The following is a 16,935-nucleotide window of genomic DNA, read 5'->3' as shown; positions in this document are numbered from 1 at the left end:
CAGCCGGAGATGAGCTGGTGGGTGATGCGGTCGGACGCCTTCCTCGCCTCCGTCAGCGGGTCGGCGCCCTCCAGCACCGCGGTCATGTACGGCTTGATCGGGTTGTCCGCCTCGACGGCGGCCCAGTGCGGGGAGTTGGGTGTGGCGCGGCCCCGGGTGGCGCCCTCGGCCATCGCGGCCGTCCCCTCCTGGCCTTCGACGACACGGGCGAGTGCGGGCTTGTTGGGTACGTAACTCATCGCCTTGGCGAGCTCCGTCTGCCACCGCTCGCTCGCCAGCGCCGTGACGACCTCGATGCCTTCGCCGCGCTGTTCGGCGTGTTCGGGGACGATGAGGTCCGAGCCACCCGTGAAGACGGCCCCCGGCTCACCGGCGGTCTTCCCGGGAACGGGGAAGAAGCCGAGCTTGCCCTTGAGCCCGGGGTTGCGCTGCTCGATGAGGGCGGCGCTGCCGGGGATCGCGATGATCTGCGCGACGTCGCCCTTGGCGAACACGTCGGTCTCGGGCGGCGTCTGCTCGTCGGCGTCCTTGGGGCCGTTCCCGAGTGCCTGGAGCCGCTTGTAGAAGTCCATGCCCTTGAGGGCGGCGGGCGAGTGGAGGGCGCCCTCCCAGTCCCCGCTGCTCTCGTCGGCCAGCTCCCCGCCCTCGTCCCAGACGAAGCCGGCGAGGACGTACCAGTTCTGACCGGCGAGGTAGATGCCCTGCCGGTCCCGGGAGTTCAGCTTGTCCGTCGTCTCGATCCACTCCTCGCGGGTCCGGGGAGGAGTGGTGATGCCGGCCTGCTCGAAGAGGTCCTTGTTGTAGATCACCACCCGGTTGGCGGCGTACCAGGGAATGCCGTACTGCCCGCCGTTGACGCTGCCCGGCTCCGCGAGTCCCGGGAGCCAGTCCTCGCCGCCCAGGTCGCGCATCGCCTCCAGCGTGAGGTCGCGCAGTCGGCCGCTGTCGGCGTACTGGGCGACCTGGGTGTTGCCGACCTCGATGACGTCCGGGGCGTCGTCGCCCTTGATGGTCTTCATGACCTTGGGCCCGATACCGCCCCATTCCTGGATGACGAACTCCAACTTCACCGAGGGGTGTTCCTCCTCGTAGGACTCGGTGAAACGGTCGAGGAAGTCCTGGGAGACGCTGCCTTTCATCAGCCACACCGTGACCGTGCGGCTGTCGTCGCCCCCTCCGGGGAGATAACCGCAGCCGCCCAGCACGACGGAGGAAACGAGCGCGAGGGCTCCGGCCAGTATGCGGATCTTCACGAGGGTCACCTTCTGCGAAACGGCACGACGGGAGAACAGGACCCGGGTGGGGGGCTGCGGGCGTGGCTCGCACGGGCGTGTGGCTGGAAGTTTGGTATGGACCAATCATCAGGTCAAGGTCCGTTCCGTCCCGATCTCCGCCCGCGGGGCTTCCTCCGACAGTTCGTGGCGCCTCGCGTGCGGCCTCGGAGTAGGGCACCGTGGAACCACGAAAGGAGACATCTGATGTCTAACCACACTTATCGGGTCACCGAAATCGTAGGATCCTCCGAGGAGGGCCTGGACGCGGCGATCCGGAACGGCGTCGCGAGAGCCTCGGAAACGTTGCACAATCTCGACTGGTTCGAGATGACGCAAGTACGCGGCCATATCGAGGATGGCCGGATCGCCCACTTCCAGGTGGGCCTGAAGGTCGGCTTCCGGCTGGACGAGAGGGCCTGACGCGGCGAGGGCGCCTCCCGCGCGGGAACGCCTGACACCCGGGCGCGCGGTACACGGGCAGGTCCGGCGGGCTCGTCCGGCACACGGGCAGCAGCGCCTCGGCCGCCCGTCCGGGCGGGACGACGGTCACCGGTCGGGTACGCCCCTCGCGCTCCCGCTCCGGTCAGGTACGCCCCTCGCGCTCCTGCGCGTCCTTCAGCGCAGGAGCGGCAGCGGCCCACCGGGCACGCACCACCCGGAACCCGGCCCGCTCGGCGGCGTCGCAGACCAGTTCGTCGTCGTCGACGAGAACCCGCACCTCGCGCCCCCGGCCCAGCCGCTCCAACACCTCGATCTTGGTGTAGCGGGCCGGCCGCCGGTCGGCGTCGCGCCGCATGAAGAGCCGGCCGCGCGGCAGTCCGTGCCGCTCCAGCCAGGCCAGTGAGTCCCGGCGGCAGCGCTCCGGCCGGCCGGTGAGGTACACGATCTCGCACTCCTCGGCGCTCTCCAGGGCCAGAGCCACCCCTCGGGCCAGGGGCGGGTCGTCGGCCGCCGCGGCGAAGAACCCGGCCCAGTCCCGTCGGCGCCCCTCCAGGAAGTGCTGCCGGTGGCCGGCGTCCGAAAGCGTCCCGTCCAGGTCGAACACGGCCAGCGGCCGGGCGCCGTCTCTCACGCCCCCTCCCCGGGAGACGGGCGCCCCGCCGCGGAGGTGGCCCGCCTCACGGCTTCGCCTGACCGGAGCTCGCGTCGTCCGCGCCGCATCCGGGGAGACCGGGGACGCCGAGCGCCAGGAGGGCCGTGTCGTCGTCGAGGCCCTGCCCGAGGGAGTCCAGGAGTCCGGTCAGGGCCTCGATCGTGGCGGGAGCCGAGGTGGGCGCCAGAGCCCGTACGAACTCCAGGAGCGCGTCGTCCCCGTACCGACCGTCGCCCGTCGTGGTCTTCGCCTCGGTCAGCCCGTCCGTGTAGAGCAGCAACGTGTCACCGAGGCCCAGGTGCACGGCGGTACCGGCGAAGTGCGCGTCCGGGAGCACGCCGATCAGCTGGCCGCCCGGGGTCGGGAGGAAGTCGGCGCTCCCGTCGGCACGCAGCAGCACGGCCGGCGGATGTCCGCCGCTCGCCAGTGCGACCCGGAAACCCCCGTCCTCGCGGTCGGGCGCCAGCAGACCGAAGATCGCGGTGCAGAAGCGGGGCTCCTCGTCCTGGTACTCCTCCTGGGTGAGCATGGTGTTGAGAGCGCTGAGGACCATGGCGGGGTCGCGGTCGTACACGGCGGCCGCGCGCAGGGTGTAACGGGCCAGGGACGTCACCGCCGCCGCGGCGGCGCCCTTGCCCCGGACGTCTCCGAGGAAGAACCCCCAGCGGCCGGCGGCCAGGGGGAAGAGGTCGTAGAAGTCGCCGCCCACCTCGTCGGACGAGGCGATGTGGTAGTGCGCGGCCACGTCCAGGCCGGGCACGGACTCGAGTACGGGTGGCAGCAGCGAACGCTGCAGGGTGGCCGCGAGGCGCTGCAGGCGTGCGCGTTCGTGCTCGGCCTCCCGCCGGGCCCGCAGCAGCTCGCGCTCGTAGGAACGCCGGTCGCGGGCGTCCAGGAGGGTGGTGCGGACCAGCAGCGGCTCACCGTCGGTACCGGTCCGGACGGCCGACGTGACCAGGACGGGCAGCACCCCGCCGTCGGCGGCCACCAGGTCGAGGGCGATCCCGCCCACCTCGCCCTGCATGCTGAGCAGCGGGGCGAAGTGCGTCTCGTGGTAGAGCCTGCCACCGACGGTGAGGAGGTCGGAGAACCGCATGCGGCCCACCAGTTCCTCGCGCCGCCGGCCGAGCCATCTGAGGAGGGTGGCGTTCACCTTGACGATCCGGCCGTCCGGCAGGGTGGAGAGGTATCCGCACGGCGCGTTCTCGTACAGGTCCTCCGCGCTGTCACCGAGCAGGGCCGCGAGCGCCCGCTGGTCCGGGCCGGCATCCTCGCCGGCCCGGCCCGCAACGGCTCCGTCGGCCTCCGGTCCGCCCATCAGCGTTCCAGGACGAAGGAGGCGATGGCGTGCGCGGTGGCCCGCGGGGCGCTCAGCTGGGGACAGTGGCCCGTCGCGTCCAGCGTGACCAGCCGACTGCCCGGGATCCGCTCGTGCACGAAAGCGCCGACCTCGGGCGGGGCGATGGCGTCGCGCGCACATTGCACGACCAGACACGGGACCGTCACGCCGGACAGGTCGGCCCGGTTGTCGGAGAGAAACGTCGTCCGGGCGAACACCCGCGCGATCTCCGGATCGGTCCGGCAGAAGCTGTTCGTGAGTTCCTCGCCGAGTTCCGGGCGCTCCGGGTTCCCCATGATCACCGGGGCCATCGCCGCGGACCACCCCAGATAGTTGCTCTCCAGCGAGTCCATGAGTTCCTCGATGTCCGCCGCGCTGAACCCGCCCCGGTACCCGGCGTCGTCGATGTAGCGCGGCGAGGGGGTGAGGAGGACCAGGCGGTCGAAGAGGTTCGGCTCCCTGACCGACGCGACCACCCCCATCATGGAGCTGACCGAGTGGCCCACGAAGGTCACGGGCGCGGACGAGAACTCGCGGCAGACCTCCACGACATCCCGCGCGTAACCCTCCACCGAGGAGTACTTCTCCGGATCCCATGCCGAGACGTCCGAGCCTCCCGCTCCCACGTGGTCGAAGACGACGACCCGGAAGCGGTCCTCCAGCAGCGGAGTCACCAGACGCCACATGGTCTGGTCGCATCCGAAGCCATGGGCGAGCACGACCACCGGACCGTCCTCGCGGCCCGTCACCGTCACCCGGTTCCTGCGCCGTACGTCCATGCTCCAATCCTGACACCCCGGCGGCGGGGCGGCTCGCCGCCGGGGGCGGGCGGCCGGAGGCCCCGGGGGGCCGTCGAGCCGGAGCCTCCGGTCCCCCGGCTCCCCTCAGCCGGACGACTCGTCCGGCGTGGGCTGCTCGGGGTGGACACCGGCCTGCCTCGCCTCGTCACGGCCGGCCCCGGACTCGTCCAGGTCCGGCAGTTCCCCACGGTCGTCCCCGTCACCGTCCGCCGCCCCCTGCCCCGGTGTCCCGGGCAGGACGGGCACGTCGAGCGGGTCTTCGCCGTCCTGCACCTGCTGATCGGGCATGTCCCTGGGCAGGGGCGGTGCGGAACCTTCCCCGCCCGTGTCCGCGGCTCCCTGCCCCCGGCGCTCACTCATGGTCTTCCTCCTGTTCCGTGGCGGGCTGTGGTCGCCACTCGGGTACCCCTCGCGCACCGGACGAACCGCTCGCCCCGCGGCGCGTACCCGAGTACGACCGTGCCGATCACGCTGGGTGGCCGTTCGAGATGCACGGGGCCCGTGGCACTGCTTCGCTGATCCTGTCCGCTTCCGCACAGAGCCAGGAGTGATCATGAGCGTCGCAGGTGAGTCGGGCGGCCGTGCCCAGCAGATGCGGGCCAAGGCCCAGGAGCTGAAGGAGGCCGCGGAGCGCGCCACCGACCCGGAGCAGCGCCGCAGGCTCCAGGACAAGGCGCGCCGCCTGCGCGAGCAGAGCGAGCAGGAGAGCGGTATCGGGAGCCGGGGCATGGACCCGATGGTGTAGACCCCCACCGTCCCGGGCACCCGCCCGCCGGTGATCCCCCGCGGGCGAGGATGCGGCAGGATCACCGGCACAGCCATGTCCGCCGCCGACCAGCACGGAGCCGTCCCTGCCATGCCCACCCCACACGATCCGTACGTCCGGGTACGTGGCGCCCGCGAGCACAACCTCCGCTCGGTGGACGTCGACATCCCGCGCGACACCCTCACCGTCTTCACGGGCGTCTCGGGGTCGGGCAAGTCCTCACTGGCGTTCGGGACGATCTACGCGGAGGCTCAGCGCCGCTACTTCGAGTCGGTCGCCCCTTACGCGCGCAGGCTGATCCACCAGGTCGGGGCCCCGGCCGTCGGTGAGATCACCGGCCTCCCGCCGGCCGTGTCCCTGGAGCAGCGCCGGTCGGCACCGGGGTCGCGGTCCTCGGTCGGGACGGTCACCACCCTGTCCAACTCGCTGCGCATGCTGTTCTCGCGCGCGGGCGACTATCCGGCCGGTGCCGAACGGCTCGACTCCGACGCCTTCTCGCCGAACACGGCGGCCGGGGCCTGCCCGGAGTGCCACGGGCTCGGGACGGTTCACCGCACGACCGAGGAACTCCTCGTTCCCGACCCGTCGCTGTCGATCCGGGAGGGGGCGATCGCGGCCTGGCCCGGTGCCTGGCAGGGAAAGAACCTCCGCGACGTGCTGGACGCGCTCGGCCACGACGTGGACCGGCCGTGGCGGGAGCTCGATCCGCGGGCCCGGGAGTGGATCCTGTTCACCGACGAGCAGCCGGTCGTCACGGTCCACCCGGTGCGTGACGCGGGCCGGATCCAGCGTCCTTACCAGGGCACGTACATGAGTGCGCGGCGCTATGTGATGCACACGTTCGCCGATTCCCGCAGTCGCGCCCTGCGGGCGAAGGCGGAGCGGTTCCTGACCGGCGAGCCGTGCCCGGTGTGCCGCGGCAGCCGGTTGCGGCCGGAGGCGATGGCGGTGACCTTCGCCGGCCGGACGATCGCCGACCTCGTCGCGCTTCCCCTCACGTCCCTGACCGAGGTGCTCCGTGCGGCCGGCGGTGACGGCACGGCACGCGTGCTGACGGCCGACCTGCTCGCCCGCATCGAGCCCGTGTCGGAGCTGGGCCTCGGCTACCTCAGCCTCGACCGTACGGCCCCGACGCTGTCCTCCGGCGAGTTGCAGCGGCTGCGGCTCGCCACGCAGCTGCGGTCGGGACTGTTCGGTGTCGTCTACGTGCTCGACGAGCCGTCGGCCGGTCTCCATCCCGCGGACACCGAGGCCCTGCTCTCCGTCCTTCGGCGGCTCCGCGAGGCGGGGAACTCCGTCTTCGTGGTGGAGCACCAGATGGACGTGGTGCGGCAGGCGGACTGGCTGGTGGACGTGGGCCCGCTCGCGGGCGAGCACGGGGGGCGGGTGCTGCACAGCGGACCTCCGGAAGGGCTCGCCGCGGTGGCGGGGTCCGCGACCCGCCGGTTCCTGTTCGCCGGGGAGCCGCCGCCGGCACGTGAGCCGCGCAGCCCGGCCGGCTGGATCGTGCTGCACGGGGTCGACCGGCACAACGTGCGCGGTGTCGACGCCTCCTTCCCGCTCGGTGTGCTGACCGCCGTCACGGGGGTCTCCGGGTCGGGCAAGTCGACGCTGGTCGGCCAGGTCCTGGCGGGGGTGCTGGCCGGCCGGCGGACCGCGGACGCCGCGCCCGAACCCGGTGCGCCGGTGGCGCACGGCTGCGCGTCGGCGCGGGGGCTGGACGCGGTGGACCGGCTCGTGCAGGTGGACCAGAGGCCCATCGGCCGTACGCCCAGGTCCAACCTGGCCACCTACACCGGCCTCTTCGACGTCGTCCGCAAGCTGTTCGCCGGCACGGAGGCGGCACGGGAGCGGGGGTACCGGGCGGGACGCTTCTCGTTCAACGTGGCGGGCGGACGGTGCGAGACCTGCCAGGGCGAGGGGTTCGTCTCCGTGGAACTGCTCTTCCTGCCCAGTACGTACGCCCCCTGCCCGGACTGCCACGGTGCGCGCTACAACCCCGGCACCCTGGAGGTCACCCTGCGCGGACTGACGATTGCCGAGGTGCTGGACCTGACGGTGGAGGCGGCTGCCGAATTCCTGGCCGGCACGCCGGCGGCGGAGCGCAGCCTGCGGGCCCTGCTCGACGTGGGCCTGGGCTATCTGCGGCTCGGCCAGCCGGCGACGGAACTGTCGGGCGGGGAGGCGCAGCGCATCAAGCTGGCCACGGAGCTGCAGCGCGTCCGGCGGGGGCACACCGTGTACCTCCTGGACGAGCCGACGACGGGCCTGCATCCGGCCGACGTGGAGGTGCTGATGCGGCAGCTGCACGGCCTGGTCGACGCGGGCGACACCGTGGTGGCCGTGGAGCACGACATGGCGGTCGTGGCGGGCGCCGACCACGTGATCGACATGGGGCCGGGCGGCGGGGACCGGGGCGGCCGGATCGTCGCCACGGGCTCCCCGTCGCAGGTGGCGCGGGCGGCGGGGAGCCTCACGGCGTCCTATCTGGCCAGGGCTCTGCGGGCGGGGTGAGACCCGGCGCCGCCGGTCACCGCCTCGCCGTCCGGCCGCCCCGGGTCAGCGGCGTACCTTGCGGGCCGCCCTCAGCCACTCCTTGTTCATCGCCGTGATCGACGGCAGCGGGATGCCCTTGGGGCAGGCCGTGGCGCACTCGCCGGCCAGGGTGCAGCCGCCGAAGCCCTCCTCGTCCATCGTGGCGACCATGTCGAGCACCCGGGTCTCACGCTCGGGCGCGCCCTGCGGGAGCACGTTGAGGTGGTTGACCTTCGCCGAGGTGAACAGCATCGCCGACCCGTTGGGGCAGGCCGCGACGCAGGCGCCGCAGCCGATGCACTCGGCGTGCTCGAAGGCGAAGTCGGCGTCCGGCTTGGGCACGGGGGTGGCGTGCGCGTCGGGTGCCGTTCCGGTGGGTGCGGAGATGTACCCGCCGGATCCGATGATCCGGTCGAAGGCCGACCGGTCGACGACGAGGTCCTTGACGACGGGGAAGGCCGAGGCGCGCCACGGTTCGACGTCGATCGTGTCGCCGTCCTGGAAGGCCCGCATGTGGAGCTGGCAGGTGGTGGTGCGTCCGGGCCCGTGGGCATCGCCGTTGATGACGAGGCTGCAGGCGCCGCAGATGCCCTCACGGCAGTCGTGGTCGAAGGCGACGGGCTCCTCCCCGCCGAGGATGAGCTCCTCGTTGAGGGTGTCGAGCATCTCCAGGAAGGACATGTCCTGGGAGATGCCGTCGACTTCGTAGGTGGCCATGGCGCCGGGCGCCTCGGCGTTCGGCTGGCGCCATACGCGCAGGGTGAGCTTCATGCGTAGCTCCGCTGGGTGGGGTGGACGTACTCGAAGACGAGGTCTTCCTTGTGCAGGACGGGGGCGTCACCGGCGGCGCTGAACTCCCAGGCGGCCGCGTAGGAGAACTCCTCGTCCCTGCGGGCGGCCTCGCCGTCCGGGGTCCGGTACTCCTCACGGAAGTGGCCGCCGCACGACTCGGCGCGGTGCAGCGCGTCGAGGCACATCAGCTCGGCGAGTTCCAGGTAGTCGACGACGCGGTTCGCCTTCTCCAGCGACTGGTTGAGCTGCTCGCCGGTGCCGGGCACCTTGACGCGCCGCCAGAACTCCTCACGGATGCGCGGGATGCGGTCCAGGGCCGTGCGCAGCCCCTCCTCGGTCCGGGCCATGCCGCAGAACTCCCACATGAGTTGCCCGATCTCGCGGTGGAAGGAGTCGGGTGTGCGGTCCCCGTCGACGGCGAGGAGGAGGTGGAGACGGTCCTCGGTCTCGGCGACGGCCTCGGCGACCGCCGGGTGGCCGGCGTCGATCGGCTCGCTGTGCGGGTGGCGGGCGAGGTAGTCGTTGACGGTGGACGGGAGGACGAAGTAGCCGTCGGCGAGGCCCTGCATCAGGGCGGAGGCACCGAGGCGGTTGGCTCCGTGGTCGGAGAAGTTGGCCTCCCCGATCGCGAAGAGCCCCGGGACGGTGGTCTGGAGGTCGTAGTCGACCCACAGCCCGCCCATCGTGTAGTGCACGGCCGGGTAGATGCGCATCGGCGTCTCGTACGGGTCCTCCGCGGTGATCTGCGCGTACATGTCGAAGAGGTTGCCGTACTTCTCCTCGACCTTCCTCCTGCCCATGCGGGCGATGGCCTCGGCGAAGTCGAGGTAGACGCCCTGCCCTCCGGGGCCGACACCGCGGCCTTCGTCACAGACGTTCTTCGCCGCGCGGGAGGCGATGTCGCGGGGCACCAGGTTTCCGAAGGCCGGGTAGAGGCGCTCCAGGTAGTAGTCACGCTCCTCCTCGGGGATCTCGCCGGCCGGCCGCCGGTCGCCCTTGGCCCTGGGGACCCAGATGCGGCCGTCGTTGCGCAGCGACTCGCTCATCAGCGTCAGCTTCGACTGGTGGTCGCCGGTGCGCGGGATGCAGGTGGGGTGGATCTGGGTGAAGCAGGGGTTCGCGAAGTAGGCACCCCGGCGGTGGGCCCGCCAGATCGCGGTGGCGTTGGAGTTCATGGCGTTCGTCGACAGGTGGAAGACGTTGCCGTAGCCACCGCTGGCCAGGACGACCGCGTCCGCGAAGTACGTGTCGATCCTGCCGGTGACGAGGTCGCGGGCCACGATGCCGCGGGCCCTGCCGTCGACGACGATGAGGTCGAGCATCTCCGTGCGGGCGTGGAGTTCGACGTTGCCCGCGGCGATCTGGCGGGAGAGCGCCTGGTAGGCGCCGAGGAGGAGCTGCTGCCCGGTCTGGCCGCGGGCGTAGAAGGTGCGGGAGACCTGGACGCCGCCGAAGGAGCGGTTGTCCAGGAGGCCACCGTACTCGCGGGCGAAGGGGACGCCCTGGGCGACGCACTGGTCGATGATCTCCACGGAGATCTGGGCCAGGCGGTGGACGTTGGACTCGCGGGCGCGGAAGTCGCCGCCCTTGACCGTGTCGTAGAAGAGGCGGTGCACCGAGTCGCCGTCGTTGCGGTAGTTCTTGGCCGCGTTGATGCCGCCCTGCGCGGCGACGGAGTGGGCGCGGCGGGGCGAGTCCTGGAAGCAGAACTGGACGACGTGGTAGCCCTGTTCGGCGAGGGTCGCACCGGCCGATCCGCCGGCGAGTCCGGTGCCGACGACGATGACGGTGTGCTTGCGGCGGTTGGCGGGGTTGACCAGCTTCGCCTCGAAGCGCCGGGTGTCCCAGCGTTCGGCGACGGGGCCTCCGGGCGCCTTGGTGTCGGCGACGGGCTCGCCGGTCCGGTAGTTCGTGTACTCGCTCATGTCAGCTCACCACTCCTGTCATGACGGCGACGGGCACCGAGACGAAGCCGGCCGTCAGCACCACTGCGAGGCCAGTGGCGAGAATCCTGAGTACGCGGTCGCGGGTCGCGTCGCCCACGCCGAGGGTCTGGGCCGCGCTCCAGAGTCCGTGCCGGACGTGCAGGCCGAGGGCCAGCACCGCGACGATGTAGACGGTGTTGCCGTACCAGGTGGAGAAGGTGTCGAGCACGTTCTGGTAGGGGTGCCCGGGCTGGAAGCCACCGGGATGGGCGGTGCCCGTCGTCAGGTCGAGGATGTGCCACACGATGAACAGCGCGAGGATGACGCCGCCGTAGCGCATGGTCCGGGTGGCGTAGGTGGCGCGCCGCTTCTTGTGGACGTACGCCGTGGGGCGGGCCCTGAGGTCCCGGCGGCTCAGCTGGCAGGCGCAGACCGCGTGGAGCACGACGGCAGCGACGAGTACCAGGCGGACGATCCAGAGTGCCCACTCGTGGTGCAGGAAGGGCTCCCCGAGGGTGCGGAGCCAGTGTGCGTAGTGGTTGAACTCGCCCGGCCCGAAGAAGATCTTCAGGTTGCCCAGCATGTGCGCGACCAGGTAGCCGAGCATGACCAGGCCGCTCACGGCCATGATCGTCTTCTTGCCGACGGACGAGTCCCAGAGCGTACGCGTCATGGACGGCCGTCGGCCCGTCCGCGTTGCCAGTGCCATGCGGACGACGCTAAGGGCGAGCCGCAGCATAAGTCCAAGACATGAGATCAGTGAAGTCCATAGGCAACCCCTATGCATGCTCGTTATCGTCGGAACATGCACTTCCAGCAGCTCGCCTACTTCGTGGCCGTGGCCGAGGCCCGGCACTTCACCCGGGCCGCGGAACAGGTGCACGTGTCGCAGCCCTCCCTCTCCCAGCAGGTCAAGGCTCTGGAGGGCGAGCTGGGCGCCGCGCTCTTCAGCCGGGCGCGGGGAAACATCACCCTGACCGACGCCGGCGAGGCCCTCCTGCCCCTGGCCCGCCGCATCCTGGCCGACGCCGACACCGCGCGGCACGAGGTGCAGGAGCTGGTCCAGCTGCGCCGGGGAAGGATCAGACTGGGCGCCACCCCGAGCGTCTGCACCGGCCTGTTGCCCGACGTGCTGCGGGCCTTCCACGGCGCGCACCCGGGCATCCGGCTTCTGATCGAGGAGGGTGGATCGCACGATCTCGTGCGGGAGCTGGCGCGGGGCGCCCTGGACCTCGCGCTCGTCGTCCTGCCGCTCCCCGCCGCCTCACCCGCCCTGACCACGGTCGAACTCTTGCAGGAGGATCTGGTGGTGGTGTCCGCGACGGCCCGACCCGCCCCCGGGCGCCGGGGCGCCGTACACGTCGCCGACCTGGAGAACGAGCCGCTGGTGATGTTCCGGCACGGCTACGACCTGCGGGAACTGACCGTGGCCGCGTGCCGCGCCGAGGGCTTCGAGCCCTCGTTCACGGTGGAGGGGGGCGAGATGGACGCCGTGCTGGGTTTCGTCCGGGCCGGGCTCGGCGTCGCGGTGGTGCCCCGCATGGTCGCCGTACGCGCCGGCCCGGACCTGCGGACGACCCCGCTCGCCGCACCGGGTCTGCGGCGCACGATCGCCCTCGCGCACCGCAGCGACGTCGAACCGCCGCGCGCGGCGCGCGAGCTGCAGCGCATGCTCCTCGGCGCGGGGCCGCCCGGCGCCCCGGCCGCCGCCGTCCCCGGCGGCTGAGGCAGGCCCCGTCAGACCGCGTCCGCCAGCAGCAGCGAGTGGATGCGGTCCGGTGCGCCGGGCCTGGCGTAGTACCAGCCCTGCGCGGTGTCGCAGCCGAGCTGCCTCAGCTGTTCGGCCTGGGCACCGGTCTCCACGCCCTCCACGGTGACCGCGAGGTCCAGGCTGTGGGCGAGCGAGACGATGCCCTCGACGATCTTGAGGTCCACCGGGTCCGCCGGGTGGTGCTGCATGCCCTGCGTGAAGGAACGGTCCAGCTTGAGCACGCTCACCGGCAGCCGCCGCAGGTTCGCCAGGTTCGAGTAACCCGTCCCGAAGTCGTCGAGCGCGATGTCGACACCCATCTCGGCCAGCTGCCGCAGGGGCTTGAGCAGGTCGTCGTCGGCGCCGATCAGCGCGGACTCGGTGACCTCCAGGCAGAGCGCCCCCGGTTCCAGCCCGGAGCGTTCCAGCACGTCGACGGTCTCGGCGACCAGTCTGGGATGGTGGAGCTGGGCCGGCGAGAGGTTGACGTTGATGCGCAGCGGGCCTCCGTCGGTGTGCCGCTCCTGCCAGAAGTTCGCCTGCCGGACGGACTCCTCCAGCACCCAGCGCCCGAGCGGCACGATGATCCCGGTGTGCTCGGCGAGGGGGATGAAGCGGTCCGGCCCCAGGACACCGTGCTGCGGGTGGCACCAGCGCACCAGCGCCTCCGCACCGTGCACGCTCCCGTCGTGCAGGTGCACCAGCGGCTGGTACTCGATGAAGAACTCACCGCGGTCCAGTGCCGTGGGCAGGGCGGTCGTCAGCCCGTGCCGGGTGATGGCGCGGGCGTCCGCCTCGGCGTCGGCGATGGCGAACCGGTTGCCGCCCGCCGCCTTGGCCCGGTACATCGTGATGTCCGCGCTGCGCAGCACCTCGGCGGCGGTGCGTTCACCGGAGGGCCCTTCGACGACACCGATGGATCCGCGTACGGTCAGCTCGCGTCCGTCCAGGCGGATCGGGGTGGCGAGCGCGGAGAGGATGCGGCCGGCCAGCTCGTCGACCTCCTCCTCGGTGCGGGGGCCTGTCGTCAGGGCCACGAACTCGTCCCCGCCGAGCCGTGCGACCATCTCGCCGGGAGCGGTCGCACAGCTCTGCAACCGGTCGGCGACCTCGACCAGGAGCCGGTCGCCGGCCGCGTGGCCCAGGCTGTCGTTGATCGCCTTGAAGCCGTCGAGGTCGAGGTAGCAGAGACCGAAGCGCATGCCCTGCCTCGGTGCGAGGGCCTTCTCCAGGCGCTCGAAGAACAGGGTGCGGTTGGGCAGTCCGGTGAGCGCGTCGTGGGTCGCCTCGTAGCGCAGCCGCAGGTTGAGCAGCCGCCGTTCGGTGGTGTCCTCCATGAGGGCGAGCTGGTACTCCGGCCGCCCGTCCGCGTCCCGCAGCAGCGACACCGTGAGGTTGGTCCACAGCACCGTGCCGTCGTTGCGGTAGTACGGCTTCTCGACGCTGTAGTGCTCGCGCTCCCCGCGGACGAGCTCCTCGTAGTACTTCCAGACGTGCGGCGAGTCCTCGGGGTGCACCCACTCGTTCACCTTGTGGCTGCGGACGTGGTGCTCCAGCCCGCCGAACATCCGGGTGAGGGTGTCGTTGATCTCCAGGATGTTGCCGTCGAGGTCGGCTATGCCGATTCCCACGGCGGCGTCCTGGAACACGGCGCGGAAGCGCGCCTCCGTCGCGTGCAGGGCCTGTTCGGCGTGCGAGCGCGCGGCGAGTGCCGAGCGGGCGATGGCCTCCTGTTCGGCGAGGGTCCTCTCGCGCAGCGCCTGGGTGAAACCGCCGGCGAACGCGTGCTGGATGCGCGCGCACCGGGCCCGGCTGTCCTCGGTCGACAGCTCCACCGGCCCGTTGCCGCCGCAGTAGAGCACGAGGTAGGAATCTATGACGCCGAGCGTGGAACTCAGGGCGTCGGGGTCCGTGCAGTGGGCGGCCACCAGTGCGCCTCCCACCCGGTGGGCGGGCGACGCGTCGAAGGGCCGTGCGTGCAGGATGGTGTCGAGCTCCCGGGCCAGCGGCAGGAGATGCCGTTCGAACTCCGGGCGGGTCATCGAGGTGGCGGTGGACGGGAAGATGGCTCGGCTCCAGATGGTCGCGAATCTCCGGAGCCTCCCCTCGGGACCGTCCGGCTCCGCGTCCGGCGCGCCGGACGCCTGGGCGGGAATGCTCACGCCTTGCGCCCGACCCCGGCGAAGCCCGAGAAGGCGAACGGGTCTTCCTGGGCCCGCCCCTCGGGGGACTCGGGGCGCCAGTCGGGCATGGAGACGAGCCCGGGCTCGACCATCTCGTACCCCTCGAAGAAGCGGCCGATCTCCGCGGGCGACCGCATGACGAGCGGATTGCGGATGTCGCGGTAGACGCCGACCGCCCCGCCCGCCTCCTCCTGCGGGAGCGGGATGCCCTCGTACGAGGCGTGGGTCAGGATGAGCAGGCTGCCGGGGGCCAGCGCCTCCCGCAGCTCGGCCACAGCCGCGTAGGGGTCGTCGGCGTCCTCGATGAAGTGGAGCACCGCCACGAGCAGCAGTGCCACGGGCCTGTCCAGGTCGAGGAGTCCGCGGATCTCGGGATTGTCCAGGATCTCACGGGGCTTGCGCAGGTCCGCGGCGGCGACCACGGTCCGCTCGTTGCCCTCGAGGACCGCCTGGCTGTGTGCGACGGCGACCGGGTCGTGGTCGACGTAGGCGATCCTCGCCTCCGGGTCGGCCGCCTGGGCCACTTCGTGGACGTTGCCGAACGTGGGTATTCCGGAGCCGATGTCCAGGAACTGGCTGATACCCGACTGGGCCGCGTAGTGCACGGCCCTGCGCATGAAGGCCCGGTTCGCCTGCATGATCTTGGGAAGCCCCGGCAGGAACTCCATGGCCTTGCGGGCCGCTTCCCGGTCCACCTCGAAATTGTGCGAACCGCCCAGGTAGAAGTCGTACATGCGAGACACGCTCGGCACCGAGATGTCAATGCCCTGCGGTGCCCAGGCGGGACGCTCCATCGATGTCTCCAACAAGTCGCCACGGCGAACCGGCCATGTTCATGGTCAGTGTTGACCAGAGGCTACTGACCGGCCGCCAGGAGAGCGAGTGGAAACGGAAATTAGGGATCCGTTATTGGTCACACACCGATGGCATGTGCAACGGTCCGTCGCCGCGTGTGCACGGGTGGCGACGGACCGGCACGACGGCGCCGTTTCCGGCCGCATGCCGGGAGCCTACCCGGCCGCGCCGACCAGCTTCGCCTCGGGCGACACGGCATACCATGTCCCCCCGACGCCCTGCCCGTTGGTGTCTCCGGGCTTCGCGTCGCCGGAGAAGGTGTAGACGGGCCAGCAATCGACCGATTGCTGCTGGATACCGTCAGGCCGGTCGAAGGTGACGAATCCCTTGGTGGTGACACCTTCGACGTCGTTCTTCGGCACGGGAGCGACGACGGGCCACTTCTTCAGGCAGTCACCCGTGCACGCCGACTTCATCGGCCAGGCCGAGTCCTTCTTGAAGCGGTACACGGTCATTCCCCGCTTGTCGACGACGATGTCTCCGAGTTCCGGGTCCTTGCGGACGGAAAGCCCGGCCAGGTCCGCGGGCGTCGAGCCGACGGGCCCGTCCGCGTTCACCGCCGCCTTTTTCCCGTCGGGTGCCGCCGCGAACCAGGTGTTACCGACGCCCTGCCCGTTCGCCTCCCCGGGGCCGGTGTCCTTGGCGTACCGGTACATCGGCCAGCCGGCGACGGTGAGTTGCTTCGTCCCGTCACTTCGGGTGACCTCGCCGAGCAAGGACGCGTCCGTCCCCGCGGCGGCCGTGGCGTTGCCGGCGGGCACCACCGGCCAGGTCTTCGCGCAGTCGCCCTCGCACGCCGACGCGGGAGGCCGGGCCGTGTCCTTGTCGAAGCGGTAGAGCGTGAATCCCTCACTGTCGGTCAGGACCTCGCCCAATTCCTTGCTGTCCCACACCGCGAGCTGACCGGCCTCCCGCGCGGTCGCCGCGCCGGCCTCCGCGCCGGACCCGTAGCCGCCGTCCGACCCGTAGCCGCTGTCGGCGGGCTGCTGGGCGGGGGCCGCGTTCCCCACGGGCTGGCCGGTGGACGACGGGCTGTTCTCCTGACCGCACGCCGTCGTCAGCGCCAACAGGGCCACCGTCGTCACGGCGAGCGAGGCGTTCCGCCAGGTATTCATGTCGACTCCCGTTGTCCTTCTGCCGGTTGGGACGCGGGTCCGCGTCTTTCATGGCCCTGGGTACGGGCGCGGGCCCCCGCCGTGTTCAACAAGGCGCCGTAAAACATTTCCCGGCCGGCCGCAAACCTGAAATGGCCGAAGTCCCCACCATCGGACTAATCAGGCCGATTTGCCGCGTGTCCTGTCACGACGGGGCCCATGATCACCCGCGTGTACGGATCACGCATATGGCGGCTCGCGGCCGCCACCTCACTGCTCTGGCTGCTCGCCGTACCGGCGCCCGCGGCCGGCGACTCCTGCGCGATCGCCTCCATCGGGGAGGGCGACGGCGGTTCGTCCATCGTCGTCGCCGGTGACGGGGAGTGCGAGGCCGTCGTCACACCCGAACCACCCCCTCCTCCGCCCCCACCCCCGCCCCCGCCGGCACCGCCCCGGGCCCCTCGGCCACAAGCACCCCAACAAGCAGGTGCGAGCCCCCCACCTCCTCACCCCGCGCAAAACCCGACTA

General features: G+C 71.5%; 15 protein-coding genes and 1 pseudogene. 5 read left to right on the top strand and 11 right to left on the bottom strand.

Features of this window, described 5'->3' with window-relative positions:
- The coding region (locus ABZ371_RS15415; RefSeq protein WP_358678895.1) for an extracellular solute-binding protein at window positions 1-1,253 on the bottom strand (1,253 nt) is incomplete at its 3' end.
- A 225-nt stretch (window positions 1,254-1,478) separates the two neighbouring features.
- Between ABZ371_RS15415 and ABZ371_RS15410 the strand changes: the two genes are divergently transcribed.
- Window positions 1,479-1,694 carry a dodecin gene (locus ABZ371_RS15410; protein ID WP_358678892.1) on the top strand — a complete coding sequence of 72 codons (216 nt, stop codon included), beginning with the start codon at window positions 1,479-1,481 and terminating at the stop codon, window positions 1,692-1,694.
- A 163-nt stretch (window positions 1,695-1,857) separates the two neighbouring features.
- Here the strand turns inward: ABZ371_RS15410 and ABZ371_RS15405 are convergent, their stop codons facing one another.
- The 4 genes from ABZ371_RS15405 to ABZ371_RS15390 all read right to left on the bottom strand — a co-directional run bounded on the left by ABZ371_RS15405 (window position 1,858) and on the right by ABZ371_RS15390 (window position 4,866).
- Window positions 1,858-2,346 carry a hypothetical protein gene (locus tag ABZ371_RS15405; RefSeq protein ID WP_358678889.1) on the bottom strand — a complete coding sequence of 163 codons (489 nt, stop codon included), beginning with the start codon at window positions 2,344-2,346 and terminating at the stop codon, window positions 1,858-1,860.
- A gap of 46 nt (window positions 2,347-2,392) precedes the next feature.
- Window positions 2,393-3,685: a SpoIIE family protein phosphatase gene (locus tag ABZ371_RS15400; RefSeq protein ID WP_358678886.1), complete on the bottom strand. Its 1,293-nt coding sequence runs from the start codon at window positions 3,683-3,685 to the stop codon at window positions 2,393-2,395.
- The gene (locus ABZ371_RS15395; protein ID WP_358678883.1) at window positions 3,685-4,485 is read right to left on the bottom strand and encodes an alpha/beta hydrolase; all 801 of its coding nucleotides are present in this window, start codon (window positions 4,483-4,485) and stop codon (window positions 3,685-3,687) included. Before ABZ371_RS15395 ends, ABZ371_RS15400 begins: the two co-directional genes overlap by 1 nt.
- A 105-nt stretch (window positions 4,486-4,590) precedes the next feature.
- Complete coding sequence (locus tag ABZ371_RS15390) at window positions 4,591-4,866, bottom strand: hypothetical protein (protein ID WP_358678880.1); 276 nt, start codon at window positions 4,864-4,866, stop codon at window positions 4,591-4,593.
- Between the two features lie 193 nt (window positions 4,867-5,059).
- Here ABZ371_RS15390 and ABZ371_RS15385 point away from each other — a divergent pair, with 193 nt between their 5' ends.
- Entirely contained in the window at window positions 5,060-5,251 is a 192-nt protein-coding gene (locus ABZ371_RS15385; protein ID WP_358678877.1) for a DUF6381 family protein, read from the top strand.
- A 111-nt stretch (window positions 5,252-5,362) separates the two neighbouring features.
- On the top strand, window positions 5,363-7,786 hold the full coding sequence (locus ABZ371_RS15380; RefSeq protein WP_358678874.1) for an excinuclease ABC subunit UvrA: 2,424 nt from the start codon (window positions 5,363-5,365) through the stop codon (window positions 7,784-7,786).
- Window positions 7,787-7,831: 45 nt separating this feature from the next.
- Here the strand turns inward: ABZ371_RS15380 and ABZ371_RS15375 are convergent, their stop codons facing one another.
- Genes ABZ371_RS15375 through ABZ371_RS15365 form a run of 3 tightly spaced genes read right to left on the bottom strand, consistent with a single transcriptional unit; the run spans window position 7,832 to window position 11,233 of the window.
- Window positions 7,832-8,578 (bottom strand): succinate dehydrogenase/fumarate reductase iron-sulfur subunit, encoded by a 747-nt coding sequence (locus ABZ371_RS15375; protein ID WP_358678871.1) that lies wholly within the window; start codon window positions 8,576-8,578, stop codon window positions 7,832-7,834.
- Window positions 8,575-10,524 (bottom strand): fumarate reductase/succinate dehydrogenase flavoprotein subunit, encoded by a 1,950-nt coding sequence (locus ABZ371_RS15370; protein ID WP_358678869.1) that lies wholly within the window; start codon window positions 10,522-10,524, stop codon window positions 8,575-8,577. The genes ABZ371_RS15375 and ABZ371_RS15370 overlap by 4 nt, the downstream gene beginning before the upstream one ends.
- A gap of 1 nt (window position 10,525) precedes the next feature.
- Window positions 10,526-11,233 carry a succinate dehydrogenase gene (locus tag ABZ371_RS15365; protein WP_358678866.1) on the bottom strand — a complete coding sequence of 236 codons (708 nt, stop codon included), beginning with the start codon at window positions 11,231-11,233 and terminating at the stop codon, window positions 10,526-10,528.
- A gap of 96 nt (window positions 11,234-11,329) precedes the next feature.
- On the opposite strand from ABZ371_RS15365, the gene ABZ371_RS15360 reads away from it, so the two are divergent.
- Entirely contained in the window at window positions 11,330-12,250 is a 921-nt protein-coding gene (locus ABZ371_RS15360) for a LysR substrate-binding domain-containing protein (protein WP_358678863.1), read from the top strand.
- Window positions 12,251-12,261: 11 nt separating this feature from the next.
- On the opposite strand, the gene ABZ371_RS15355 is transcribed toward ABZ371_RS15360, so the two are convergent.
- From ABZ371_RS15355 to ABZ371_RS15345, 3 genes are all read right to left on the bottom strand, one after another.
- Window positions 12,262-14,436, bottom strand: a complete 2,175-nt coding sequence (locus ABZ371_RS15355) for an EAL domain-containing protein (protein ID WP_358678860.1) — start codon at window positions 14,434-14,436, stop codon at window positions 12,262-12,264.
- Window positions 14,433-15,251, bottom strand: coding sequence for an SAM-dependent methyltransferase (locus ABZ371_RS15350; RefSeq protein WP_358678857.1), 819 nt, complete (start codon window positions 15,249-15,251; stop codon window positions 14,433-14,435). The genes ABZ371_RS15355 and ABZ371_RS15350 overlap by 4 nt, the downstream gene beginning before the upstream one ends.
- 216 nt (window positions 15,252-15,467) lie before the next feature.
- Window positions 15,468-16,427: an SCO0930 family lipoprotein gene (locus ABZ371_RS15345; protein WP_358678854.1), complete on the bottom strand. Its 960-nt coding sequence runs from the start codon at window positions 16,425-16,427 to the stop codon at window positions 15,468-15,470.
- A gap of 198 nt (window positions 16,428-16,625) precedes the next feature.
- Here ABZ371_RS15345 and ABZ371_RS15340 point away from each other — a divergent pair.
- Window positions 16,626-16,935: pseudogene (locus tag ABZ371_RS15340) on the top strand (hypothetical protein); the annotation flags it as partial.

It is taken from the genome of Streptomyces sp. NPDC005899, assembly GCF_040629645.1.
In the GTDB taxonomy this organism is placed as follows: Bacteria; Actinomycetota; Actinomycetes; order Streptomycetales; family Streptomycetaceae; genus Streptomyces.
Note: the sequence above shows the minus strand (reverse complement) of the source record. Positions and strands in the feature narration are given on the sequence as shown.